At 68.0% G+C, this 23,197-nt stretch carries 19 protein-coding genes and 2 pseudogenes; 11 read left to right on the plus strand and 10 right to left on the minus strand.

What is annotated here, in order from left to right:
- Positions 1-29: 29 nt before the first annotated feature.
- Positions 30-320 (plus strand): annotated as a pseudogene (locus tag QF034_RS41740) (Vgb family protein); the annotation flags it as partial.
- Positions 319-678, plus strand: a pseudogene (locus QF034_RS22320) (virginiamycin B lyase family protein); the annotation flags it as partial. The pseudogenes QF034_RS41740 and QF034_RS22320, both read left to right, overlap by 2 nt.
- A 52-nt stretch (positions 679-730) precedes the next feature.
- Here the strand turns inward: QF034_RS22320 and QF034_RS22325 are convergent.
- Entirely contained in the window at positions 731-1,024 is a 294-nt protein-coding gene (locus QF034_RS22325) for a DUF1330 domain-containing protein (RefSeq protein ID WP_220647298.1), read from the minus strand.
- A 188-nt stretch (positions 1,025-1,212) separates the two neighbouring features.
- Here QF034_RS22325 and QF034_RS22330 point away from each other — a divergent pair, with 188 nt between their 5' ends.
- The 4 genes from QF034_RS22330 to QF034_RS22345 all read left to right on the plus strand — a co-directional run bounded on the left by QF034_RS22330 (position 1,213) and on the right by QF034_RS22345 (position 4,633).
- On the plus strand, positions 1,213-2,115 hold the full coding sequence (locus QF034_RS22330) for a LysR family transcriptional regulator (protein WP_307176636.1): 903 nt from the start codon (positions 1,213-1,215) through the stop codon (positions 2,113-2,115).
- Positions 2,116-2,607: 492 nt separating this feature from the next.
- Entirely contained in the window at positions 2,608-3,294 is a 687-nt protein-coding gene (locus QF034_RS22335) for an SPDY domain-containing protein (RefSeq protein ID WP_307176637.1), read from the plus strand.
- A 102-nt stretch (positions 3,295-3,396) separates the two neighbouring features.
- Positions 3,397-3,843, plus strand: coding sequence for a hypothetical protein (locus QF034_RS22340; protein WP_307176638.1), 447 nt, complete (start codon positions 3,397-3,399; stop codon positions 3,841-3,843).
- A 91-nt stretch (positions 3,844-3,934) separates the two neighbouring features.
- On the plus strand, positions 3,935-4,633 hold the full coding sequence (locus tag QF034_RS22345) for a hypothetical protein (protein ID WP_307176639.1): 699 nt from the start codon (positions 3,935-3,937) through the stop codon (positions 4,631-4,633).
- 88 nt (positions 4,634-4,721) lie between these two features.
- On the opposite strand, the gene QF034_RS22350 is transcribed toward QF034_RS22345, so the two are convergent.
- From QF034_RS22350 to QF034_RS22375, 6 genes are all read right to left on the minus strand, one after another.
- On the minus strand, positions 4,722-5,231 hold the full coding sequence (locus tag QF034_RS22350; protein ID WP_307176640.1) for a hypothetical protein: 510 nt from the start codon (positions 5,229-5,231) through the stop codon (positions 4,722-4,724).
- Positions 5,228-6,871: a relaxase/mobilization nuclease domain-containing protein gene (locus tag QF034_RS22355; protein ID WP_307176641.1), complete on the minus strand. Its 1,644-nt coding sequence runs from the start codon at positions 6,869-6,871 to the stop codon at positions 5,228-5,230. The genes QF034_RS22350 and QF034_RS22355 overlap by 4 nt, the downstream gene beginning before the upstream one ends.
- Positions 6,872-7,510, minus strand: a complete 639-nt coding sequence (locus QF034_RS22360; RefSeq protein ID WP_307176642.1) for a plasmid mobilization protein — start codon at positions 7,508-7,510, stop codon at positions 6,872-6,874.
- Between the two features lie 32 nt (positions 7,511-7,542).
- Complete coding sequence (locus QF034_RS22365) at positions 7,543-8,874, minus strand: hypothetical protein (RefSeq protein WP_307176643.1); 1,332 nt, start codon at positions 8,872-8,874, stop codon at positions 7,543-7,545.
- A gap of 89 nt (positions 8,875-8,963) precedes the next feature.
- Entirely contained in the window at positions 8,964-9,662 is a 699-nt protein-coding gene (locus QF034_RS22370; RefSeq protein WP_307179949.1) for an ATP-binding protein, read from the minus strand.
- Complete coding sequence (locus tag QF034_RS22375; protein WP_307176644.1) at positions 9,659-10,579, minus strand: hypothetical protein; 921 nt, start codon at positions 10,577-10,579, stop codon at positions 9,659-9,661. The genes QF034_RS22370 and QF034_RS22375 overlap by 4 nt, the downstream gene beginning before the upstream one ends.
- A gap of 484 nt (positions 10,580-11,063) precedes the next feature.
- On the opposite strand from QF034_RS22375, the gene QF034_RS22380 reads away from it, so the two are divergent.
- From QF034_RS22380 to QF034_RS22390, 3 genes are all read left to right on the plus strand, one after another.
- A complete protein-coding gene (locus QF034_RS22380) occupies positions 11,064-11,321 on the plus strand; it encodes a helix-turn-helix domain-containing protein (RefSeq protein ID WP_307176645.1) in 258 nt (85 codons plus the stop codon).
- 149 nt (positions 11,322-11,470) lie between these two features.
- Positions 11,471-11,773, plus strand: coding sequence for a helix-turn-helix domain-containing protein (locus QF034_RS22385; RefSeq protein WP_370880831.1), 303 nt, complete (start codon positions 11,471-11,473; stop codon positions 11,771-11,773).
- A gap of 49 nt (positions 11,774-11,822) precedes the next feature.
- The gene (locus QF034_RS22390; protein WP_307176646.1) at positions 11,823-13,349 is read left to right on the plus strand and encodes a LacI family DNA-binding transcriptional regulator; all 1,527 of its coding nucleotides are present in this window, start codon (positions 11,823-11,825) and stop codon (positions 13,347-13,349) included.
- Positions 13,350-13,466: 117 nt separating this feature from the next.
- Here the strand turns inward: QF034_RS22390 and QF034_RS22395 are convergent, their stop codons facing one another.
- Positions 13,467-14,648 (minus strand): XRE family transcriptional regulator, encoded by a 1,182-nt coding sequence (locus QF034_RS22395; protein WP_307176647.1) that lies wholly within the window; start codon positions 14,646-14,648, stop codon positions 13,467-13,469.
- Entirely contained in the window at positions 14,617-15,252 is a 636-nt protein-coding gene (locus QF034_RS22400; RefSeq protein ID WP_307176648.1) for a hypothetical protein, read from the minus strand. The genes QF034_RS22395 and QF034_RS22400 overlap by 32 nt, the downstream gene beginning before the upstream one ends.
- Before the next feature lie 325 nt (positions 15,253-15,577).
- On the opposite strand from QF034_RS22400, the gene QF034_RS22405 reads away from it, so the two are divergent.
- Positions 15,578-16,420 (plus strand): PE-PGRS family protein, encoded by an 843-nt coding sequence (locus tag QF034_RS22405; RefSeq protein WP_307176649.1) that lies wholly within the window; start codon positions 15,578-15,580, stop codon positions 16,418-16,420.
- On the opposite strand, the gene QF034_RS22410 is transcribed toward QF034_RS22405, so the two are convergent.
- Positions 16,350-17,984 (minus strand): PE-PGRS family protein, encoded by a 1,635-nt coding sequence (locus QF034_RS22410; protein ID WP_307176650.1) that lies wholly within the window; start codon positions 17,982-17,984, stop codon positions 16,350-16,352. The two genes, QF034_RS22405 and QF034_RS22410, sit on opposite strands and share 71 nt — an antisense overlap.
- A gap of 478 nt (positions 17,985-18,462) precedes the next feature.
- Between QF034_RS22410 and QF034_RS22415 the strand changes: the two genes are divergently transcribed.
- Positions 18,463-23,055: an ATP-binding protein gene (locus QF034_RS22415; RefSeq protein WP_307176651.1), complete on the plus strand. Its 4,593-nt coding sequence runs from the start codon at positions 18,463-18,465 to the stop codon at positions 23,053-23,055.
- Positions 23,056-23,197: the final 142 nt, after the last annotated feature.

A 23,197-nucleotide genomic window follows, 5' to 3' on the forward strand; every position in this document is an offset into this window, starting at 1 on the left:
GGGTGGGCGCGATCCCGGCATCCGCGGTGGTGACCATCACCGAGCACAGCGTGCCCGGCCGGGCTCAGGGCATCGCCACGGGCCCGGACGGCAACGTCTGGTTGACCCAGCTCCAGGACGGCCAGCTCGGGAGGATCACCCCTGCCGGGGTGGTCACGGAGGACGACGTGCCGGCCGGGAACTCCACTCCGGTGGGGATTGCCGCCGGTGCGGACGGCAATCTGTGGTTCACCGCTGAGAACCTCAACATGATCGTGAACATGAGCACCAAGGGTGCGGTGAAGTACTTCAAGGTGCCCACCGGCGGCGCCAAGCCCTTCGACATCACCCCCCGGTCCGGACGGCAACATGTGGTTCACCGAATACAACAGCCACAAGATCGGGAAGATCACCCCTGCCGGGGCCATCACCGAGTACCCGGTGCCCACCGCGGACGCGCGCCCGGAGCAGATCACCACCGGCCCCGACGGCAAGATGTGGTTCACCCACGTCAGCACAAACAAGATCGGCGAGGCCACCACCAGCAGTTTCGTCGACGAGGTCAGCGAGACAGTCCAGCTGGCCCGGACGTCGCGTCGCTTCTTCGATCCGCCCGACAGGGATCAGGCCGTCGAGGACGTCGACGACGAACTGGGACGCGGGGCATCGCTTCGAACTCGTCTCGTGAGTCGTCGTTGAGCACCGTGGGCGTATCAGGTGACGGATGCCCAGCGATGGCTGGGCCCGCCGGTCAGTCGATGCCTTCGACGATGCGGAAGTCGCGCTCGAAGCCGTCGGGGAGGGCCACCAGCGCCTTCTGGTATGCCTCGCTCTCGTATGCCGCGACCGCCTGTTCAAAGCCGTCGAACTCGATCAGAACGACGCGTTCGGTGATTCCGGCCTCGTGGGCGACGACTCGACCGAAATTGGACAGGACGCGCCCGCCCCCAGCCCGGACAGCCAGACCCGCCAGCTCGTTGTAGTCAGTCAGCCTCTCAGGGTCGGAAATGGCGGGGTAGACACTGACCCAGTAGCCCTTAGCCATGGAAACCTCCTGTGTTCGGCCGGACACGTCCGACTTCGAATTGACACTCAGATCGATCGATCCCGGTGACGGGTACTGCGGTCAGTTGAATCGTCATACGCGCAGGTTAGGGCTTGATCCGCGGTCGAGGGAAAGACCGGTACGGGATAGACTCAGAACGAATCGTTATCAATCGGCAGGGAGAGCACGTGGCGCCGGATACGGTGAGCCTGCGGTACTTCCTGGTGCTGGCGCAGGAGTTGAACTTCACCCGCGCGGCCGCACGGATCGGTATCGCACAGCCCGCACTCAGCGCCCGGATGCGCCGATTGGAGGCGGAACTCGGTACGGCCCTGCTGGTCCGCAACACGCGTAGCGTCGTATTGACCACGGCCGGTGCGGCTTTGGCGGAGACCGCGCCGCCCGCGCTGGCGGCGCTGGACCGGGCATGGGACACCGCCCGGAGCGCGGCGGCCGGTGAACTGGGCACGCTGCGCATCGGATACAGCCTCAGCACCGGGGCCGAGACGGCACCGGCCCTGGTGGACAGGCTGATTCGCGGCAACAGCGGACTCGAGGTCGGCGCGGTCCCGATGGCGACACCGGAGATCTCCCCCGCGGTCGCCGACGGCCGCATCGATGCCGGGATCACCCGCGGTGAACAGCCGGGCCGTGGCGTGCGCCGGTTCCTGCTGCGGCGTATGCGCGTCGGGGTCCAGCTGGCGCAGCACCATCCGCTGGCCGAACACCCGGAGATCGAGATCGCCGACGCGGCCGCGTATCCGCTGCGACTCCCGGACCGTGCGGCCAACCCCGTGATCCACGATCAGCTGTCCGCACTGTTCCGAGACACCCGACCACACCCCCGATTCCACACGCCCGCAGTCTCTTTCGACATGTCTCAACGCGACCTGCGCGACGGGGTCACCCTCGCCCCTGCCGGAGAAGCCGCGGCCACGGTACAACCGGCCGGTCTCACCTGGCGACCACTGCGAGGCGCGCCCAGCCTGACGATCCACCTGGTCCTCCCACGCGAGCAGTCACCACTACACCGCCGCATCCGTGCCGTCGCCAAAACCCTGGCGCACGAGCTGCACTGGCTGCCGGACTGACGCGCAAGCGGTCAAGCGACACGGACGCCTGCGGTGGCGAGGCCGAAGACCCTGCGCCCGGCGGACTTCGCAGTGATGACGACGGCGGTCTTGCTGAATGTCCGACACGACCTCGCTACGCCAGCGGATCAGCATCCGATGATGGCCCCGGGTCCGGTCCGAGTCGTACACCGCGGCGACGTCCTCGCCCAGCCCGAGATCTCGGCGGATACCGCGCCTTCGCCGACGCCGAACCGGACAAGCACGGGTAACCGAGGAATCGTTGACATCCAACCTAGTCGGCCCAGGTCAGGGGGCTGCACACGACTAACTTCGATGTCAAAGGACAACAGTTCGCCGGGGGCAGACAGGAAAGACCCCCTGAAGGGCTGGTGCGCGGCGGCAAGCCATGTCAACGTACAACGCCCTGCTGGAAACCACCCCGAGCCCACGGAGGCGCCCCTGCACCCGCACCACGCCAGCGAACCCTCCTATCCTGTCTCGCCCGAACCGGTGTACTGGGTCACCCCGCGCCACTTGGCCGGCGATGACGACGCGCTCGCCGAGCGGATCGACGGCACCCTGTCCGACCTCGGCTGGCGTATGTGGCCCACCGCCCGCCACACCCTGCTGTACGTCAGCCCGGACGGGCTGTGCGGCGCCGAATGGGTCCTTGCGGCCTACCCGTTCGAGCTGGGCGGACTGCCGGTGGCCTGGCAACTGAGCGGCCGCCCGCATGCCGCCTCGGTGATGACCGCGTGGAACGCCTACTTCACCGCCGGTGTCCCGTACGAGGCGCTCGCCGACCTCCTTGTGGAGATCGACAGCCGCAAGACGCCCGCCGCCGACTTCGACGGGCCCGAGACCGTCCTCAGTGCGCTCTCTGCCCACGGCTGGCTCCGCGACGTCGACCGCCCCCGCACCACCGCCACGGATCCCGGATTCTCCTGCAGCGTCTCCCTGGAGATGGTGCCGCCGTTCATTGAGGACGCCGACCCGCGCCCCGACCTGGTGGGCTGGCAGACGTGGGCGGAACCCCTTCTTGGCGCCCCGTATCTGTGGTGCGCCAGCTTCAGCGCCAGCGTCCCCCACGACCTGGTCGCCGCGTTCGCCTCCTCGCTCGCCTCGCCTGCCCCGGTACCCCGCCGCACCGTGCCCGAGGGCGCCGAGGGCCGGCTCACCGTCGTCCGCCGCAGCTGACGACCTCAGCCCTCCATTGGAGCCGCTGGTGTGCGGCTGGTCGCTATCTCCCTGAGCGGAGGCACATTCCCGTGCCCGCCAGACAACAGAGAGGAAGAGATCTTGTTCTTTCGACGTGCTCGCGAGGACCGTGCATTTTGTGAAGTCCAGCGCGCGGGCTACGAGTTGCTCCTGCAGTTCCAGGCCATGCAGCCGTGGCCCGACGTCCCCGAGCAGGCCGTACCGGCTCCGGCTGCGGAGGCAGCGGTAGCGGCCGATTTCCTGCCGCCGGAGTTGCGGGTGCCGTCGCGGCAGGAGGTGGCCGGGCTGATGATGCGCTGGCAGCAGCCGCTCGTCATCGAAGGTGAGGTCCGTACGTGCCCGGGCTGCGGGGCGTACCGGGACTGGATCGTCTTCTGCCTGCGCGACGACTCGGTCTGGCTGCGCTGCCGGGCCGGCCACGAGACGAAGGAGCCCGGTCTGGATGCGGCCTGGTACAACCGCAACTCAGGTCCGGTCGACCGGTTCCACCCCAGCCTAGAAGAGGGCCTGCGCCACCTCGGCCACTGAACTCCTGAGCCCCCTCCACCCCTTCGCACTGCCGGTACTCGGAGGCCGGCCTGGTCAACCTGTCCGTTTCGCAGACCATCATGGGGTTCGCATGCGCCTTCACGCCACGACCGTCCTCAGCCTCAGCGCCCTCGCCGTCCTTGCCCTGACGGGCTGTTCGACCGGCAGCGCTGCTCCCATCCGCCCGACCTCCCCGGCGACCGTCTGGGTGCACCCGGATGGCGTGAGTGCCCCGGCGTCCGCTCTGCTGTCCTCGGCCGCGTTGGCCAAGCGGCTCTTGGACGAGAGCGATCTGGGAGAGGGCTACACCCGCACGTCTCAGCCCTCGGCGCAGCACGACGACGTGACCGTGGTCGGCTGTCCGGCGCTGGAGAAGCTCGGCAGCGACGCGGCCATCGGCTCTGGCCTCGCCTTCACCTGCAGGGCGAAGCCGGCCTTCACCCACACCGACACCAGCTCCTCCGAGATCAGCGAGGAGCTGTACAGCGACAGCGCCGCGAAGCTGTCCAAAGGCGTGGGGAAGGTCTTCGACGCGATGCTCTCCTGCCCCAACTATCAGGTGACGTCGGGCAGCGCCGTCATCGACATGAGCACCGCGAGGTCAGCGGCGCCGGACCTCGGCGATGAGCGGTGGAGTCAGCTGCTCACCTTCTCCGTCGGCGGGCAGCGCAGCGTCGTCAAGCAGACGGCGATCCGTGTCGGCAATATCCTGGTGGTGGTCTCAGGCAGTCCCGGCCTTGTCGACGCCCACGTGGCCAAGGCCGTTGCCAAGGGGCTGCGCGCACGATGACTTCGAGTACGTGAAGGGCCGGTGCCCGGGCTTTGTCCCGGCCACCGGCCCCTTCGTCATGTACGTGTGTGGGCGGCGTTGTCCCTTGTCAGAAGGTGTATGCGGTGAACGGACGGAGGGGCTCTGTCACGGCGCCGATCAGTTGCTCGAGCTTGGCCCGCTCGTCCAGATCCATGCTGTCGATGGCGTTGCCGAAGGTCTTCTCTTCGAGCTGCTCAAGGAAGGGTTCGAGGAACCGGTCCAGGATCTCGGGGGCTTCATACCACGAGTGCAGGTACTCGTGGTAGCGAAGTGTCTGCGCGTCCGCCTCACGGATCTCTTCGAGGGTGGCCTCGTGAGCGATGCTGTGTTCCTCTTCGGTGATGGGCCTTCCGTCGAGGTGGAACCAGCCATCGCAGCTGTAGTCGTAGTGCAGGTCACACAGCAGGATGACGACATGGGGGTTGGGGCCGGTGTTGGGAATGCAGGTGCTCCCTTCAGGGGTGGGTGGGCAACACAAATCGTTCGGAGAATCACCGGTTTCGCTAACCAGGGTTGTGCGGCTACTCTCCGCGGCTCCGTCTCGGAGATAGCGCCAAGGCGCAGAGTGCGTGCTCACCGTGACCGGCCAGGGCGGGATGGCGGTGGCGTGTATGCGGCTCGGGCGCCGGGGCCGGGGGCGTGCCGGTCGCCTAGGCGTTGAATGCGCCAGACGAGGACTTCGGATGCCGACTTGGCGTCATCCAACGAGCGTTGTCGCGCTGCCTGTTGGAGCACGCTGGCAGGGTTGTGGCCGGCGGCTTCCGCGGTGGCGAGAGCGGCGGTGAGTGCGGGCCAGGCGGCCTCGGCGAGGATCTGCTCGGTGTGAGAGGGCACGACCTCGTGCAGGGTACGGGCGTACCGGTGGACGGCGCCGTCGGATGGGCGGCGCCGCGCGAGCGCGGTGAGGGTGGCGGGGGCGATCTGGTCGTAAGCGCCTTGCAGGTGGATGAGGGTCTGACGCGCGGCGGCCACGTGGTGGTCGTGGTGGCGCAGTGCGCTGCGGCGCTGGGCGGCGAGGACGACGAGGATGGCGGCGTCCAGGAGCATGGCTAGGCCGGTGTGGTCGCCGGGCTGGTAGCGCATGCCTTTCAGAGCGGCGCGCAGGACGCGGGCGTGCTGGTGGTCGGCGCGGGCGCGGGTGTGGGCGGCGTGTTCGAAGGTGAGCGCGGCTCGCTGGAGTTCGGCCTTGAGATGGGCGGGGGCGTGGGCGGGTAGGGCGTAGAGGAGGTCGCCGAAGACTGTCAGATGGGCCTGGGCGGCGTCCTCGTCGGCCTGAGCGAGGTGGTGGGGGATGCGTTCTGTGGCCGCGGTGGCCTGGTGCCATGCGTTGGGGCGGCGCGGCCCAGCCGGTGTGGCGGCAGGCGTTTCGGCGGCGGCGAGACGCTTCTGGATCTGGGGGAGGGACAGGTCGGTGGCGAGTTTGGAGCCGGAGTACCAGATGGGCGGGTGATCGTCGGGCAGGGCGACCTTGTAGCCGCCGAGGTCGCCGGAGGGCAGGGTGCGGGTTTCGACCTGGACGCCGGCGTCGGCGAGCAGGTTGAAGAAGTCGTCCAGGTTTTGGGCGTGGGAGAGCGCCGCGCGCACAGTGTGCCGCAGCTGCTCGCGCGCCGTCGTGGCGCGGCCTTGCCGTTTGGCTTTCTCCTGCTCGGCGCGAGTGGGGCGCTTCGCGGCCGGGGTGCCAGCGGCCGCTTCGGGACCGCGCGGTACTTGGGTGAGGCCGAAGTCCTTCTCGATCGCCATGAGTTCGGTCATGGCGCGGTGGTAGTCGTTCCAGTTCCGCGGTGGACGCAGGTCGCCACGGACTTTGGTGGCGACGATGTGGATGTGGTCGTCCGCGTGGCGCACGGCGACCCAGCGGCAGCCGTCCGGATCGCCCTCCGGTGCGATGCCGGTCGCGTGGACCATGCGGCGGGCGATCGTCGCCCACTCGGCGTCGGCGAGGATGCGGTCCTCCGGCGCGGCGCGCACCGAGCAGTGCCACACGTGCCCCTCGGGGGCCTTGTCGCCGGCCTGGATGACGCGCAGGTCGAGGGCTTTGGTGAGCTGGCCGAGGCGCTGTTTGTGACCGGGGCTGTCCCAGGGGCCGGGGTCGGGGATGAAGCCGTCCCAGGAGGCAACGATGTGCTGGTCGGTGTGCTCGTTGGCGCGGCCCTTGTCGAAGAGGTAGGCCAGCACGCCGTACGTGTTGTCGCCTGGCTTGACGATGTTCGCGATCACTCAGGCCGCCGCCTTCTGCTCGGCTGCCCGGAAGGCGGCGTCGTCGATCGCCCGGACTGTGTCGTGGGCGGTGGCGAGCAGGCGGTCCGCTCGGTGAAGGATCGCGGCGTCCACAGGGTGTGGATCGCCGTCCGCGTTGAGGCGGCGGGCGATCTGGTTGACGTTGTTGCCGATCCGGGCGATCTGCGCCCGCATAGTGGCGAGCTCGTCGACCGCATCGTCGTAGACCGTGCGCTCGGCAGCGACGGTGATCTCACCGCGGACGCGGGCCATGGTGGCGTCGGCAATGTAGCGGGCCATGGTCACGTGAGCGGTCTTCGCCGACGACTGGATGTCGTGCTTCTCGTGCGGCGCGAAGCGCGCGGTGACGTGCTCGCAGCGCTGCGCATCGAGGTTCGCGCGGCGGTACGGCGCACGCTGCGTGGCCCCAACGGAGGGATCGGCAGGCTGCTCGCAGGCGCCCACCCGCTCCTGCTCCGGCACGCCCTCGTGCCGGAGCTGCTCCTCCGCCACCCCCGGGGCGGAGGAGTCGGCGATGGACCGGCCTATGGACGGTCCATCGCCATTGCTTGCTGCCGTCGAGGTGGGCGTGGTGATCTCCTCTTGGGCGTCTTGTAGTTCGTGGTGCGAGTCGTGCATTGAGTGGTTTTCCTTGGGCGTTGGGGATGGTCTCAGTGCGGGTGGCCGACGGGTGCCGTCTGCAGCTCGGCCTTGACGGTGCGGACCACATCACCGGCGGTGTCGCTGGCCACGCTGTAGCCGTCGTTGCGCACGGCTTCCTCCAGTAGGTCGCGGGAGAGGCGTCCGTGCTCTCGGTAGATGTCACGGGCGTACTTGTTGAGGAGGTCCCGTGTCGCGCGCGGTTTGGAGCCCGGGCGCTTCGATTCCGCCCGCGAGGCCGTGCTCGGATCGTTGCCCGGCGGATCCTCACCCGGTTTTCGTTCCGGGCCGACGGTGGTGCGGGCGGGCTGTTGCGGGCGGTTTTCGGGCTGGGGGCGGGCTGCCCGGTCGGCGGCGTCATCGCCCGTGACCTTGGAGGGCGGGCGGCCCGAAATTTCCGCCCGCTCTCTTGCCGTGGCCCGCGGGCGGGCCGTCGCGGAGCCGCCCCTGGTACGCACGGGGGGTTCGGGCCAGCGCGCGGGCAATGGCTTGGAGGCCAGGGCAGCGACTTGTTGGCGGGTGGCGAGCTTGCGCAGCAGCAGCTCGTCCTGGCGTTCGTCGCGGTCGACGTCAGCCTGCTCCATGGCCTGGTGCAGGCGGCGGGTGAGGCGCCGACCTCGCCACTTGGTGAGTTTGTCGGGCGGCATAGTCTCTGCCCGGAGGATCAGGGTGACGGCCCGGTCGAGGGCGCGGTCGCGGATGATCCGGGCGGCATCCGCGTCCCGGTCGGTAATCCCCAGACGAGCCAGCAGCCGTTCGCGTGCCTGGCGGGTGAGGACGGCGGTCAGGCTGCGGGAGTCGGCGTGCGGGCTGCGGTGGCGCAGTTCGATGCCCATGGCCAGGTGCCAGAGCACGGCCGCCAGGACCGGGCCGACGAAGGCCCGCACGGTTCCGCCGACCAGCCCGGACTCGGCGTAGGCGGGCACGATCTGCACCCCGGTGATCACCCAGGTGAGAGTGCCGGGCACCCCGGACGCCTGCTTCGAGCCGTTGAGGTTCGCCCGCGCCATCAGCGCGGTGGCGAATAGCGCCAGTTCGGCAGCGGCGAACATCGCGGCGCGCTCGATGGTGCCGCCCATGTCGAGGTAATCGGCGGCGAAGCGCCAGCTGGTGTCCGCGCTGTAGGCGGTGCAGCCGATCGCGGCGATGGCGGCGACCGGGATCGCCGCGGTGCTACGGCGCCGTCCAGCGCTCGGCTTCCGTAGGTACCGCTGCAGGGACCATGCGGCGGACAGTGCGACGACGAGCAGGACCACGATGGCCGCAGGCGCAGGGACCCAGTGCGGCAAGGTAGGCATGCCGACGTTGTTGGCGCTGATGAGCGTGGTGGTGCGAGGTGTCATGCAGAGGCTCTCCAAGGGGCCCGCGCGTTCGAGGGCAGGCGGAAGCGCGGGCGGGCGAGGCGGTGAGAAGGGGAGGAACCGCGAGCCGTTCAGGCAGTGGGCGCGGTTCGGCGTCGGTCGGGGCCACTGAGGATGACCCGCTCGGTCATCTCGGCGAGGCGCGAGGCGACGCGGTCGCCGAGGGCGGTGCGGAGCTCGGCGGTTGGGAGGTTGGTGGTGATGAGGGTGGGGAGCATGTGCTCGTACCGGTGGTTGATCAGCCGGTAGGTCAGCTCCTCGGTCCATTCGCTGGTCTTGGCCGCGCCGAGGTCGTCCAGGACCAGTAGCGGGCAGCGAGCCAGCGTCTGCAGCTCACGCTCGCCGTCGTGGCCGGCGCGCGGGCGGAGCCGCGCGTGGAGGTCGGCGGAAGTGGTGGCCTCCCAGCGCAGACGGACGCCTCGGGTGAGGAGGGCGCGTACAGCGCCGTACGCCTGGTGGGTCTTGCCCGTACCGGTGGGGCCAGCGATCAGCAGCGAATGGCCCTCGGCGATACCGGGTCCGCTCGGGCCGGGACGCCCAGCCCTGGCGATCTGGTCGGCCCAGACGGTGATCTGGGGGTGGTCGGCCAGGGCGCGGCGGTAGCGGGCGGGGATACGGGCGTCGGCGAGCTCCAGGGCGGTGACGGCCTCGGGCGCCGGCTCGTGGGCGGCAGCGGCGGCGGGGGCGATGCCGCGGTTGGCGAGGATCGTGTTGAGCCGGTCGGCGAGCGGGCCGACTCGGTGGGGTTCTCGGGTGAGGGTGGTGGTCAGAGCTCATCTCCGTAGGCGGCGACGACGTCGGTGGGGTTCGTCCATGCCCGGTAGGCGGCGGGCGTGGCGGAGGATCCGGCGTTCATGACCTCGTGGACGAGGCTGGGCAGGACGCTTGGGGACAGGCCCTTGGCCCGATGGCGTTCGAGAGCAGCCCGGAGATGGGTGGGGGAGACGCCCTCGTCGAGCAGCCTGCGCACCTGTCCGCCGAGACGGTTCAGGAAGGCGTCCGGTGGGCGGTGGTTGCACGCCGTGACGTACTCGCCAAGGAGCTGTTTGGCCGAGACGGTGTTGGGCGCGTGGGCGCTCGCGCCCCCCGAAGGGATATCTCCTAGATCCACGGTCCTAGGTCCTAGATCCGGACGGTGAGACGTCACTGCTGCCTCACCGAGCGCTCCCTGAGCCCTCACGGCAGACTCCGCGAAACGCTCCTGACCTGCGACTTCGCCATCGTGCCCGGCATTCAGCGCGGACTCACGGACCTCGCCGGAGCCCTCAGGGAGGACTGCGTGAGGCATCAGGGAAGACTCCGTGACACCGGCTTCTACGGCAGGCGCGTCAGCGACCGAAGCGTCATGAACCGGGCAGCCCGGGAGGCGGCTCTTGCTGGCCCGGTTGATCTTCTGATGCTGATGCCAGGTCACGACATGCAGGTACCGCTTGTGATCCGGCCCCTTGTAGCGGCAGATCAGCCCGGCGTCGGCGAGCTGACCGAGGTCCGTCTCGACATCGGACGGAGTGTGCTCCGGGCGCAGCACCCACAGCTGCCCGGTGATGATCGCGGCGTGGTCGCGATGGCGGCCCTGGTCATCGGCCTGGGTGAGCAGGCCGAGGAAGGTCCGCTCTGCTGTCAGGGAGACGGCGGCCAGGGACTCGGAGACGAACGCTTCGGGCTTGATGGTGCGGATTCGTGCCAAGAGCGGGGCGGTCCTCACTCGGTGGCCTGTGCGTGGACATCACGGCTCACCGTCGGTCGGGGCGGGATTCGAGGGGGTGTTGGCGCGGACGCGCGCCGGGAAGCGGTTGCGTTTCCGGGGGTGTCGTCAACATAGCCACACCCCAGTCGCGCAAGTCCAGCCCTATCCGGCGCAATCTCTCACGGCAGAAAGGCTGCGAGAAATGGGGCTCGGTGGCGGGCGGGAGCAAAACCGTAAGGCACGATCGCCGGTTGACCAAATAGTTGCCCGGACTGCAGAGCCAGAAGCGTCACATCGGCAAGCCGTTGACGGGCCGTAGACGGGGAAGCTACAACACAACACCCCACGTCAGAGCCATGAACGATGCACTGTCCCGTGCCCCTTCGGACCCCCGGGAACCGCATCTCGGCGAACGACGCGGGGGGCAACATAGACCACGATCGCCGGTTACCCAAACCGGCGAATGGACCTTTCAATTGGAGTCATGCCCCCACGCCCATTGGAAGTCGGACCCGCAGGAATGCAGGCGGCCCGCACCATCGAAATCCTCCGAACCGAACGCGGCCTGTCACAACGCCAGTTGGCCGGCCGCGTGACCTCCCTCGGCCACCCGATGTCCAACACCATGCTGTCCCGCATCGAGCGCGCCCAACGGCGATGTGACGCCGACGACCTCGTCGCGATCGCCGAAGCGCCCCTCGTCTCGCCTCTCGTGCTGCTGCAGGGGCCGACCATCACGTGACGAGGCCCGCCTAGCGCGCTGACCGAGCACGCTCCCGCCCAAGTTAGGACCCGCCCTTCTTGCACCACTCCGAGATACCCCCTGCCCTCGTGCGACTTTCCGGCACAGAGGGCGGAGCCCCCTTGCCTCGTCTCTACCGACCCGAAGAAATGGCCGAAGCCCTCGGCTGTTCCGCCTGGTGGGTCAAGGACCGGGCCCGACGCGGACTCATCCCGCACACCCGCGTCGGCCGCGCCTACCGCTTCACTGCCGCACACCTCGCCGAGATCGTCCGCCTCCACGAAGAGCGCCCGAAGCGATCCGTCAGCAGCGCGTCGGCGAATCGGGCAGCGACAAGTCCTCCCGCTGCACCGAGTCGCGCCTCTCGGCCGCCTGGGCCGACTACGGCTTCGACGACAGGGCGTCTGCGGGCTCGACCGCCGCGCCGCACCCAGTACGAGACCGTCGCGTAGCGCGCCCGCGCCCAGTCGCAAACCAAAGAGCAGGGGAGGAAAACGGAAGTTGGGTTTCGCGGAGAAGCGCGGAAACTACTGGCGCGGCCGCTACAAGACCGCGCCTGGCAAGCACCTCACGGTCGTCGACGACAACGGCAAAGCGATCCGGTTCGCCACCAAGGGCGAGGCCCAGCGCGCTGCGAGCGAGGCCGAGAACAAGTACCGGCGCGGTGACTGGCGGGACCCGGCACTCGGCCAGGAGACCTTCGGCGAGTACGCGAACCGCTGGTACGAGGCCCAGGACCTGGCCGCCTCGACCATGCAGAACTACAAGCGCCACATCGAGGAGCACCTGCTCCCCGACTTCGAGGACAAGGCGCTCGCCGGCATCCTGCGCACGGACGTCGACCTGTGGGAGAAGAAGGAGAAGGCCGTCTACGCGGCCTCCAGCGTCAAGACCTGGCGCTCGACGCTCCATCTGATCTTCGAGGATGCGATCGACGAGGGCTTGATCACGTCTAACCCGGCCGCCAGACGGCGCGGACGCGGCAAGCGCGCCGGTCGCTCCCGAAACCGCGGCCCGGAGAAGGTCGTCACCGACCCGCTCGGCATCCTGCTGACCGCCGAACGAGCCGCCCTGCTCTCCGGCCGCGATGACGAGTTCGTCGCCGTCGTCCTCAAGGGCTACACCGGCATGCGCTGGGGCGAAATCGTCGGCCTGGAGACGGAGTTCGCCCGCCCCGGCTCCGTTCGTGTCGAGTGGCAGCTGTACGAACTCGACACCGGCGAGCTCGTGCGGTGCCCGCCCAAAGACGACAGCTACCGCAAGATCGATGCGATGGACTGGCTGTCGGCCCTGGTCGCCAACCACGTCGCCCGTACGAAGCCGAAACCCTGCCCGTGCCACGGCAAGACCTACGTCTTCCGCGGGCAGGGCACGGCCCGCACCGGCGGCCACCAGGGTGCGAAGCTCGTCGACGTCGCACGCCGTGCCGAAGTCTCCACGGGCACGGTGTCCAACGTCCTCAATCACCCCGACCGCGTCACCGAAGCCAAGCGGCTGAGGGTGGAGCAGGCGATCGCGGACCTGGGGTTCGTGCGGGGCGGCGTGGTGTCGGAGCACGCTGCCCACTGGCGCCGAAACGGCTTCGGGACGTGGCTGTTCACTCCAGCAGTCTCGGGCTGGTACCCGAAGAAGGCGCCGCAGGAGGCCCGCCCCGTGCCGGTCCTCGGCGAGCCGTGGCCCGGTGTCCCGGCGCGGGGACGCGGTGCCAGCGACCGGGCCGATGCCTGCTGGCTCCCGATCGCCAAGGGCCTCACGCCCCATGGCCTACGACACACCCACCGGACCGTGATGGAGGACCTCGGCACCGAGAAGGTCCTCATGGACGAACGCATGGGCCACATCGACGGCTCCGTCTCCGCGCGCTACGCCCATGTCACTGCCGGCATGCGCAATCGGCTCAAGCTTGGACTGACCGAGCAGTGGAACACGGCCCTCGACGTCCGGCTTGCTATGAGCCCCACATCGTCGGTGCGCGTCCTCGACGAGCTTCTGCGTTTGCGGAGGCTTGCTCCCCATAGCGTTGGCTAAGTTGGTTGGGCCCGGCGCCGAATGCTCGGTGCCAGGCCCAACGCGTCTCCAGTCGGAGGCGGAGAAGTTCTCCGTCAGCCCTCTGCAGCACAGGTGCGTTTGGCGGTGCCCCAATGGTCAGGGTGCAGTACTGCGCAGATCGTCTCCTGGCCGGCCCGTCCGCTGCTTGAAGGCGACTACCTTTCCATCCGCTCTTGGCTGGCCGGAACGAGTAGCTGAGGTGTTTGCGACGGGTTGCGGAGCGATGGACCGCAGGATCGTCGGCTGGATCGCCAGCTGGTCCGACGCGCGTAGATACGGTTTGTCCCCGTACTGGCGCTGCAGGAGGCTCCAGAGGAGCAGGGGAGCCTCCTGTCCTACCGACACCGGCTCCTCCTTGCGCCAGCCCCGCTGAGTGAGCTGCACATATAGAGACCGCTTGCGACTGTCGTCGATGTGACCAACCGCGGCACCACGAAGGATCAGGGCCTGCATCGACACCCCCCATGTCTGCTTCCGGCGAGCGAAGCCCTCCAGGGTCAGACGGTCCGTGATTTCCTCCCGTGCCCTTTCGTAGGGGACAAGCAGGGCGCCCGCGAACCTGTTTGCTTCACCCTCGGGATCTGCCGCGCGTGGCCTGAAGGTGTGGAGTACAAGGTGACCGAGTTCATGAGCGAGTGTGAACCGGTCCCGGTCGCCCTGTGCGCCAGGAAAGTAAGCGATCAGCGCGGTCTCTCCGATGCCAGCCCAGTATGAAACGCCGAAGTGCTTGTTCGTCGGGCTGACTGAGTCGCCCGTTGGATCAGGCAGCACGATGGGGGCAACCGCGATACCAGCGCGCTCAAGCGCACGTGTGAGGTGAGGGATGGGCTTGTCTGGGGCTAGGCGCAGGGCCTCGCGCGTCTGGGCTGCCAGCTCCTCAATATCGTCTTGCGACAGGGCTGGTGTGCTGGCGAACGGAAGTGGCGGGGCCGGGTAGCCGGCCTTGTTGGTGATCTCCTCTGTCACGCGAAAGCTCTCGCCGTAGAACGCGCTGATTCGTCGGGTGACAGTCCGGCTCGCAGTTGCCATCTTGCGAAAGCGCAACGAGTCCAGTGGTACGGAGGAAGGCTGCGCGTAGAAAAAGCTCATCGGCGTATCGGTGGCTTCAGCAATCACGCGCAGCCGGTCCTCTGCTGGCTCGCGTGCACCTGTCTCAACCTGCGAGGTCCAGCTTTGGCTGATTCCTGTCAGGCGGTGGAGGTCGGCACCGGTGAGCCCGAGGAGGTCGCGGAGTGTCCGCAGCCGCTCACCAGGGGAAGCCTCCAGTGCCGTCGGCATCGTTCGTCTCCTCATCCGGAAGTTCGAGTTCCAGACCTTCATCTTGCGGCTCGAAGTGAAGGTCCCGCAGGTCGGATGCACTGGCGAGCAGCGGAAAATCAAGATCGACAAGCTGTTCTTTGCCGAACCGCCACGCTCCGATGGTCCGTACTACCCGGAACAACGGTGCTCCTTCGGCATCGATACGCCAGAGGATAAGCAGGTCGTTGTCTTCCGGCCCCATCAGGGTCGGCTGTCCGAACTTCGTCAACGGGCGATTCTGGTAGAAGGCGCGCCGCTGACGGTTCGGCCCAGGGGCCGGGACGTGATCGTCCCTGAAGCCATGCAGCAGTCGGGTGCAGTACTCATCGTTCGTAAGCCACAGCTCGCCATTCCGGCGGTGGTTGCCGCTGAGCTTCCAGTCGCCGAGCTTGGTCGCCGCTGTACCGAGGCGGTAGTGGACGAAGGCGCGGGTCATGTGCGTGCGTATCCAGCCGTAGGCGTGGCCGTTCATCTCGGGCACTTGGGCCCGCTGGTGCTGAACAGCCCACGCGAAGGCGTCGTGAAGGGGCTCGCAGAGCTGCGCGGTGGCGTCGCGGATGTGCGCGACCTCATCCTTAATCACGTCCGTGAAAATATCACGGGAAAAGTTAAGGGTGTAGGTGGTTACTCATCAAACGCCTTGGGAAGCAGGGGGCCTGACGGTCCATAGAGTCCGGGTCTGCGGGGCGCGCGCCCAAGCTGTGCCCTGCTGTACGGGCCCGATCACGTGGACCAACGGCGTGTGTCATGGGGTTCGACCAGACGTATGCGGTCGCCCAGGAGGACAGGGCTGAGGCCGATTTCGCGCACAGCTATAGCTCGCTGGGCAGGGGTAGCAGCGTCAGTTCGCTCTCGCAGGAACGGTGAATGCTCGCCGACGGGTCCATCAGACCTGGCTCAATAGGCACATGGAGATTGGCGAGCACTGGGCATACCGCGCGAGGCCGAAGGAACTGGGTAGCGAGGTCCGCCAGGTGGAGGTCGTACGCGTGGGCGGCCCTGGCAGGTCTGGCTGGATCCACGTGCGGTTTCTCGAAGGCGACGCCGCTGGCCTGCAGGAGTGGGTCAGCTCCGGTTCTCTCGTAGCGCCGTGGGCGGATGTCGATACGTTCCGCGCGGACGACGCGGCGGAGTTGGCGCTGGTGGAGTCCTCTCGTCACGTCCGGGGCAGCACGGAATTTGAGGCCGCCCGCATGATCCTCGGATTCGTCCGCCCGAAGAACAGGCTGCGTCTGCGCCGAACGGTGGCGGACGCAGGCGTCCTGGAGCTGAGCCGCCTCGACGAGACGGCACCGCTCATCGGCATGGACGCAGCCGAACTCCGCAGCGACGCCATGGTCTACGAGAACCGTCACGGCATGTGCCTGACAGGGTGGTCGGTCACCGAGCGCGTCGCTCGCCACGTGGCCAGCCGCCTCGCCGACGAGATCCTTCCGGAGGTCGACCGCAAGCAGCAGGACATCGAGCAGGAGCGCGCCCAGCCCTCCTGGTACTCCTACAGTCGGCGGGACGACCGGAAGCTGGACGCGGAGGCGGCTGTCCTGCGAACTGTCCGGGCCTGGTGCGGCGAAGACAAGGCCGACCGCTACGACGAGTTGGTCGCCCTGCGCACCGAGGTCATCCGGCTCGGGGAACTCGTGGAGAAGGCGGTCAAGGCCCTACGCGACCGAGGCCACGGCGTCATCGCCTCCACCATTGAGCGCGACCTTGGCGTCCATATCGCCACCCTTGATCCTGATGTGCGTCGATGACGCCTCGCCACGGGTCCGGCTCTGGCTTGGGCGGCGCCGGCTGGGCCGGAGGCTTCTCCTTCTCCGGCCGTTCCGGGTGCCACCCGTCGAGGAAGGGCCGCAGTTGCTTCTTCGTCGGCTTCGCGTGGAAGTCGAGTGAGGCCAGACCCTGACCGTTCCTGGTGGGGTCGAGTCGATTGGCCTCCGCATGCCCCCAGGCCGACCACTCCCGCAGCCGTTCGGCTTCGAGGGCCTCTTCTGATGCGGCGGCGACTTCATCCAGCGCGGCACAGAACGCCCGGATCTCACCTGCGGCCCGCCACTGTTCAAGGGCCGTGCCGAAGTGTTCGACCCGTACCGCGTGAACTGCCTTGTCCGAAGCCGCACTTACTGCGGCCTCCCACTCGCGCCGCTCGCGCTCCTCCCGCTCGGCCTCCAGCCGCCGGCGCTCGGCCTCCTGACGCTCTCGTTCCTCTCGCAGGCGCTGTTGCTCCGCCTCACGTTCCAGCCGAGCCCGTTCCTGTTCCTCCGCGCGGGCCTTCAACGCCCGGAAGACTGAACCGATCTGGTCCTCCAACGGCTTCTTGGCGGTGTCGGCCCACTCCTTCTTCCAGCCGTAGCTGTAGCCCGATTGCTGGCTGACCAGCAGCTCCAGTTCGCCGGACGGCTCGAACTTCTGGGCCGGGGTGACGCGTTGCCAGTCGTACGTACGGCGGCCCGGCTGCTTGGGGACGTACCGGACCGGCTTCTGCCGTTCGCGGAAGCTGACCTCGTACGTCCTGCCATGGACGGTGAGCAGCGGCCTCGGCTGCCTGCGCTTCTTGGACACCGCGATCTCGCCATGGCGCGCGAGACCTTGCTCCGCAAGGAGCCGGAGCAGCGAGAGCACCCGAGGCAGGACCTCCTCCGAGATCTCGAAGGCGCTGTGGTCTGCCCTGACTGCGGCGAGCACGTCCTCGACGTCGGTGATCACACGGCTGCGCGCCAGCCGGATCCGGTTCCACTCCGTCTCGTCCTCACCGGTCACCCGGAGCAGACCGAGGAAGAAGTCCCCCTTCGCCCGCCCGCTGTACTTCAGGTGGTATCCCTCTGGAGCGCACTGCCGCGCTGCGTCGAAGGCTCTGCGATACCGAGCTCGTTCCGCCTCGCTGGGGTTCGGGATCCGGAGGAATCGTCCGGCTTCCTGCACCTGCGCGATCAGCGCCGGGCCGACTGCCGCTGGTGACGGGCGCGGGGGCTTCATGGCACGCTGCGGGGCCGACTTCGTTTCGTGCAGGGGAGCTTCATCCTGCTGAGGGCGAGAGACAGCCGGTGCCTTGGCTCCACGCGCCGGCGAACGAGGTTTGCGTGGAGCTGGCTCCGGGCGGTCAGGATGATGCCCGTGCTCAAGGTAGAAGCGCCCTGCGTCGGTGATCTCCGCCTGCCACTTCCCGCTCTGCTTGGGCATGGTGATCAGGCGCCGCTCCTTGAGCGCGCGGGCGGTAAGCGTGAGCTCGGGGCTGTCCGACGTAACGGGGTCGGTTCCGTCGCCGATGCGGCTGAGGAGTGCGAGCTGCCGGTCGTTTAACGGGGACCATGGGTGCATGGCGATCGTCGTACCGTCTGTGACCACTGCGGCACAAGCCGCACAGGGCTACTCGTCCGCCCTCGGCGGTGCCAGTCGCGTTTGAGGGCATTCAGCTGGACCGAGCGGCTGGCTGCACGCTGACCTTCGGGTCTACTAGGCGCCTGTTGAACATCCCGGGCCGACGAAGTGGGGTCCCACGAGGTCAACGGGGGCCAGTGCGTCACCATCCGGCGCCTCTAGCATCCCGGTCTGACAATCGGGCCCTGGGATCAGGCGATTCCGGTCGTTCACCGGCTGCGACGTGAGTTGTTGAGCGAGTGTTTCGGTGGACCGCGGCGCGCGGCCTGCCTTGTCACTGGAGTGCCGACTCGGGGTTCTGCGGCACCGGACTTTGGCGTGAATTCGCCAGTCATCGCCAGACCGAGTTCCATCTGCCCTGAGGCTTTGCAAGGGCGTGGGGGCGCTCTCGAAAACAGCCCATGGGGAGGAGAACCGGGTGAACGAGGACGAGGAGCTCATCGCGGCAGTGCAAGCGCTGCTGTCGGATCCGCGTACGGATCCGGGTATCGACGTCGAGACCGCTGAACAAGCCGCTCGCGCGGTGGGGCTTCTCGAAGACGGACTTCAGAACGGGCCCGGCGTCTTCCGGCTGATGGCCGAGGGAGGGCAGAGGGGCGCAGAAACCCTGTCATCGGACCGTCTGCAAGTCCTGTCGGAGATGGTGCAGAACGCCGATGACATGGGAGCTTCCCAAGTCCGGTTCATCTGGCGCCCCGAGGAGTTGCTGATCGCCCACGACGGCAAGGGCGTACGACTGGCCGACATCCTGCTGCTCGGCCTGCCATGGCTCAGCGGGAAGACCTCCGATGCCGAGGCCACAGGGCGATTCGGTATCGGCCTGGCGACCTTGCGTGCCCTCGCGACCACCTGGGAGGTGCACTGTCACCCCTTCCACGTGCGGTTCGCCGACCTTTCCATCCGGGCGGTCGGGCCACTGGTCGTGCCGGAGCAGGTCGCGGGTCCCGAGTGGACGGTCTTCCGAATCCCTCTCGCCCCGGACACGCTCTCCGCCTCGGAGCTTTTCGAGTGGTTTGAGACATGGAACGACAGCTCCTTGCTCTTTCTCCGTCACGTGAGGCGGGTCGAAGCACTCGGCGACCGCCGGGGTGAGCAGGGCGCCGATGACGAGACGCCGCCCGTGAAGCTGAGGCTGAGCTGGACGGAGATCGACCGGCGAAGGCTTCGTATCGGCAGTGGGGAAGCGGATATCCGGGTCCGTGAGGCCCGGACGACCAGTGGGGCACTGTGGCGGGTCTACGACGCCCATGTCGCACCGCACGGCACGAGTACCCGTAGGCACAAGGCGGTTGGGTCCTCCATGCCGGTCGCCGTCGCGCTGCCCGTGCACGCACCGGAACCGGGGAGTGTGCACGCCGGGCTACCGGTGGCCGAGCTGAGAGCCGCGGCCCGAGTGCACGCCCAGTTCGACCCCGTCGTCAGCCGTGAGGGATTCGCCGCCAGCCAATGGAACGAGGACCTCGTCCCGCTCGTAGCGGACCTCTGGGTTGGCGCGGTCCTCGACGTACTCGGCGACGTCGAACCTTCGGCGTGGCACCTCGTCCCGCTGCCCTCGGCTTCCGACCCCTCGTCGCCCGCCCGGCTCCAGGAGACTATCCGCGCGGCGTTGGTCGACCGTGCCCGCACGTGGTTGGCATCTCAGATCTCCCTGCCCTGCCCTGACGGGAGTATGGAGCCACTTTCGGCGCTCGCCGTTGAGGTGCCGCAGTTGTCAGGGGTGCTGGAGGACGAAGACATCGCCCGGCTGGCCGGCCTGCCGAGTACGTTTCCGGAACGTGCCCGCGACGGTGCCCACCAGTGGCGCGACGTCCTCACTGACTGGCGCTCCGAAGGCACCGCGGAACTTCCCGATGAGGTGAGGGTGCGTGACGCGCTCGTCTCGCTCGACGACACCGAGTACGACATCGGGCGAACCATCCGTCTTGCGGCCGTGGCAATCGAGGACGAACTCGACCATATGCTGCGCAATCGTCCGTGTGTCATCGCAGCCGATGGTCGGCGTCTGCGGCCGGCCGCACCCGGTGTCGCGTTCGCGGAACCCCAGAACTCCTCACCACGCGGCGCCGGCCCGTTGGATGCTTTGGGCATCGTCGTTGATCTCCATGCCGGTTACGCGGAGGACTCGCAGTGGTCCCGACGTGTCCTCGACTGGCTACGGAAACAGGACTGCCTCCTACGGCGTGACGACACCGCGGCCGTACTGCGCCGAATCGAACTGATGGGGCGGGCAGGCAGACGAATGGGAGGTGAGACGGGCAGCGGAGTCGAGCAACTCGCCGCTATCCAGACGGCCTTGGGAGAAGTGTCGAAGAAGGTCCGAGAGCGACTCGGCTCCGGGATCGGAAGGACCGTACTGCTCGACGGCTACGAATACGACATCGACGGCAACGAGATGCCGTGCAAAGTACAGCCCGCACACGCCTACCTTCCCCAAGCGCTCGAAAGCACCGACGGAGACCGGTTCGCCGTCGCCGCCGGAAAGACCCCCGGAATCAAGTGGGTGCATCGCTCCTATGCACGGACCCTGCTGTCCCAGGCACAGTGCGGGCTGAGCCGTACGGCCTTCCTGCGCCTCCTCGGGGTGGCGGACGCGCCCCGGCTCAAGGAGATTCAGCCCGGCCGGTACACCAAGGAGTACGACGCGGACTCCCGCCTCGGTCTGTCGCGCGACTCAGGGCTGTCGCCGACTGCCCGCACGCGGGAGCTGCGCCGACTGGGGGCCGAATACACACTGGACGACTGCGGCAGTCCTGACCTGGACGCCGTGGTGCAGCACATCGTCGCCGAGCAGAACCCGCAGGACCGCAGACGTCGTACGGCGGCCCTGCTGCAGACGCTCGGCAGGCCCGGCCTGATCACCTCCTCCGACCACGCGGAGGTACAGGCGGCGGAGGCGTACCGCCGATGGAAGGTACGTGGCCAGACGGCAGCCTTCTGGGTCTGGCGGCTCCGGGAGGTCGCCTGGTTGGAGGACACCAGAGGCAACCTCCGCGCTCCGGGGCAGGTGCACCTGTACACGCGCGACGCGCAGGCGCTCTACGGGCAGGACGACCCGGGGTACCTGCACCCCGCGATCCAAGAGGCCACTTCCACCCGGATCGACGTCCTGGCCACTCTCGGCGTGAACGGCGACCCCGACATTCCTCAGCTGATTGACCGGCTGCGAGAACTCCGGAAGCGTTCCGCAGCTCCCGACCTGGTGGAAGATCGTCTCAAAGCCGACGTCTATCTCGTCTACCAGGCTCTGGCGGGGCGGCTGAGGAAAGAGGCCACGGGTACGCCCCGCAGCGAGCTGCGGAAGGTCCGGGATGCCTTCAACGGTTCCGACTTCGTGCTCACTGACCAAGGATGGCAGAGGGCGCGTGACTGCTTCCGGGGGCCTACAGTCCTCCGCGGATTCCGGCCTTTCACCATCCCTGACCCCGAGTTGAACCCCCTCTGGGACGCTCTCTCGATCGAGGAGCCGGGCCCCGAGGACCTTGCTGATGTGTTGAAGGAGATCGCGCGGTCCGGCACCCAACTCCGGGCGGACCAGCAGCGAGTGATGCTGGAGGCGCTGAGGTCCCTGTCGGACACGGTCACTTCGGCTGATGGCCCCATCTCGCTTGGTCTGCGTTCCAAGTTGCGCTCGGTGCCGCTGCATACCACCCTCGGTTGGACGAAGAAGCGGCCCGTCTACGCAGTAGACCACCCCGCCATCGCGCGTGCGCTGGGCGAGCATCTGCACGTTTGGCAGCCGGGCGGAGATCTCCAGCAATTCACCGGCCTGTTGGGTGTCCTCAAGGTGCACAAGCTCGAGGCATCTGAAGCGTGTGTCGCCGCCCCGGACCGTGCCCGCCCCGACCAACAGCTGACTGAGGACTTCCGTTGGGCCGTGACGAGCCTGCAGGACGCTCTTGTGCGAGATGAGCCGGCCGCCGCCGAGGCTTTCACGGGCTGGGGCTGGCTGTTGGAGCTCGAGGTGCGGGTCTTCCCGGGGCTACGGATCCGGCTGAACCCAGGCGAGGACCACGAGGTGATCGGCGTCCCGGTCGACGCGCATGTCGATCCGGAAGCCAAGGCGCTCTTCGTCAGCAGCCCCGAGGCATTGCGAACCACCCGGGGAGGTGGGTTGGCCGTGGCCTCCCTCTTCTCGGCGGAACGCGCTCACGTCGCCCACCGCTGGCGCGATCTATGGGAGGAAGATTGGCCGCAGAGAGCTTCTGTCACTCCGCTCGTCCCGTCTGGCCAACAAGATCGTGAGGACCGCGAGCGTTTGGCCTTGCAGCTGCGGGAGCGAGAGCTGTCACGACCTTCGGGCCCCACGGTTCCGGCCCAATCAAGCGGTCTGGTGAAGCCGCCAACAGGAGTTCTGTCACCTCCGTCGATCCCTGCGCCTTCGTCGAGTCCCATGCCTTCCGGCGTGGGGTCCCCCGCCGCCCCTCCGTCGGCTGAGCCTCGCAAGCTGGTCTCCTTGGCTGAATTGCAGGCGCGTACTCCACAGGCCACCCGTTCCGCTTTCTCGGCGCAGTCTCGTTCTGCGTCCTCCGCGAGAAGCCGGCGTGCCGCCTCGCTGCCGCAACCGCGCCACGGCGGGGCCGCGCCCAACGAGCGTTCCGGCATGCTCGGCTACCAGGACCGGGACAAGGAAAAGACCGTCCTGGCACTGCTTGCCGAAATTCTTGGCGCGAGTGGGCGGACGCTGGAAGACCAGCGAGGTCTTCAGCGACTAGGGGCCGACGCCGTCGATTCAACAGGGCACTACTACGAGATCAAGGCTCATGGCGGCGCAGAGCCTGCCGACCTTTCTCTCACCAGCGCCGAACTCACGCGTGCGCTTGCCGAGGGAAGTAACTACTCGCTCGTCATCGCCTCGAACCTGGAAGAGGGCAGGGGGACCCCGATGCTGCGGATCATCACTGATCCGTTGCGCTTCTTCGATGTCGAATCCATGGCTGACGTGAAGCTGAAGGGTGTACGCGACGCGGATGCCGACGCGACGGTGTGGCGATGGCCGGATGCCAGTGCATGAGAGCTGCCCCATGATCACGTGAGGTCCGCCGCCCTTGGCCCATGATCGAGCGGACTCGGCGACGGGGCGATGGGAGCCGTTTGGGAGCGGGGATATGAAGTCGGCTCCCAAACGGCTCCCAAAACGGCCCCCGGAACCACTC

Source organism: Streptomyces africanus, assembly GCF_030816955.1.
GTDB classification, from domain to species: domain Bacteria; phylum Actinomycetota; class Actinomycetes; order Streptomycetales; family Streptomycetaceae; genus Streptomyces; species Streptomyces africanus.

Bases quoted from the DNA above. Each gene is read 5' to 3' on its own strand.
- QF034_RS22325 (WP_220647298.1), bottom strand. From the start codon at position 1,024: ATGGCTAAGGGCTACTGGGTCAGTGTCTACCCCGCCATTTCCGACCCT.
- QF034_RS22345 (WP_307176639.1), top strand. From the start codon at position 3,935: ATGCGCCTTCACGCCACGACCGTCCTCAGCCTCAGCGCCCTCGCCGTC.
- QF034_RS22360 (WP_307176642.1), bottom strand. From the start codon at position 7,510: ATGCACGACTCGCACCACGAACTACAAGACGCCCAAGAGGAGATCACC.
- QF034_RS22365 (WP_307176643.1), bottom strand. From the start codon at position 8,874: ATGACACCTCGCACCACCACGCTCATCAGCGCCAACAACGTCGGCATG.
- QF034_RS22380 (WP_307176645.1), top strand. From the start codon at position 11,064: ATGCCCCCACGCCCATTGGAAGTCGGACCCGCAGGAATGCAGGCGGCC.
- QF034_RS22385 (WP_370880831.1), top strand. From the start codon at position 11,471: ATGGCCGAAGCCCTCGGCTGTTCCGCCTGGTGGGTCAAGGACCGGGCC.
- QF034_RS22395 (WP_307176647.1), bottom strand. From the start codon at position 14,648: ATGCCGACGGCACTGGAGGCTTCCCCTGGTGAGCGGCTGCGGACACTC.
- QF034_RS22405 (WP_307176649.1), top strand. From the start codon at position 15,578: ATGGAGATTGGCGAGCACTGGGCATACCGCGCGAGGCCGAAGGAACTG.
- QF034_RS22410 (WP_307176650.1), bottom strand. From the start codon at position 17,984: ATGCACCCATGGTCCCCGTTAAACGACCGGCAGCTCGCACTCCTCAGC.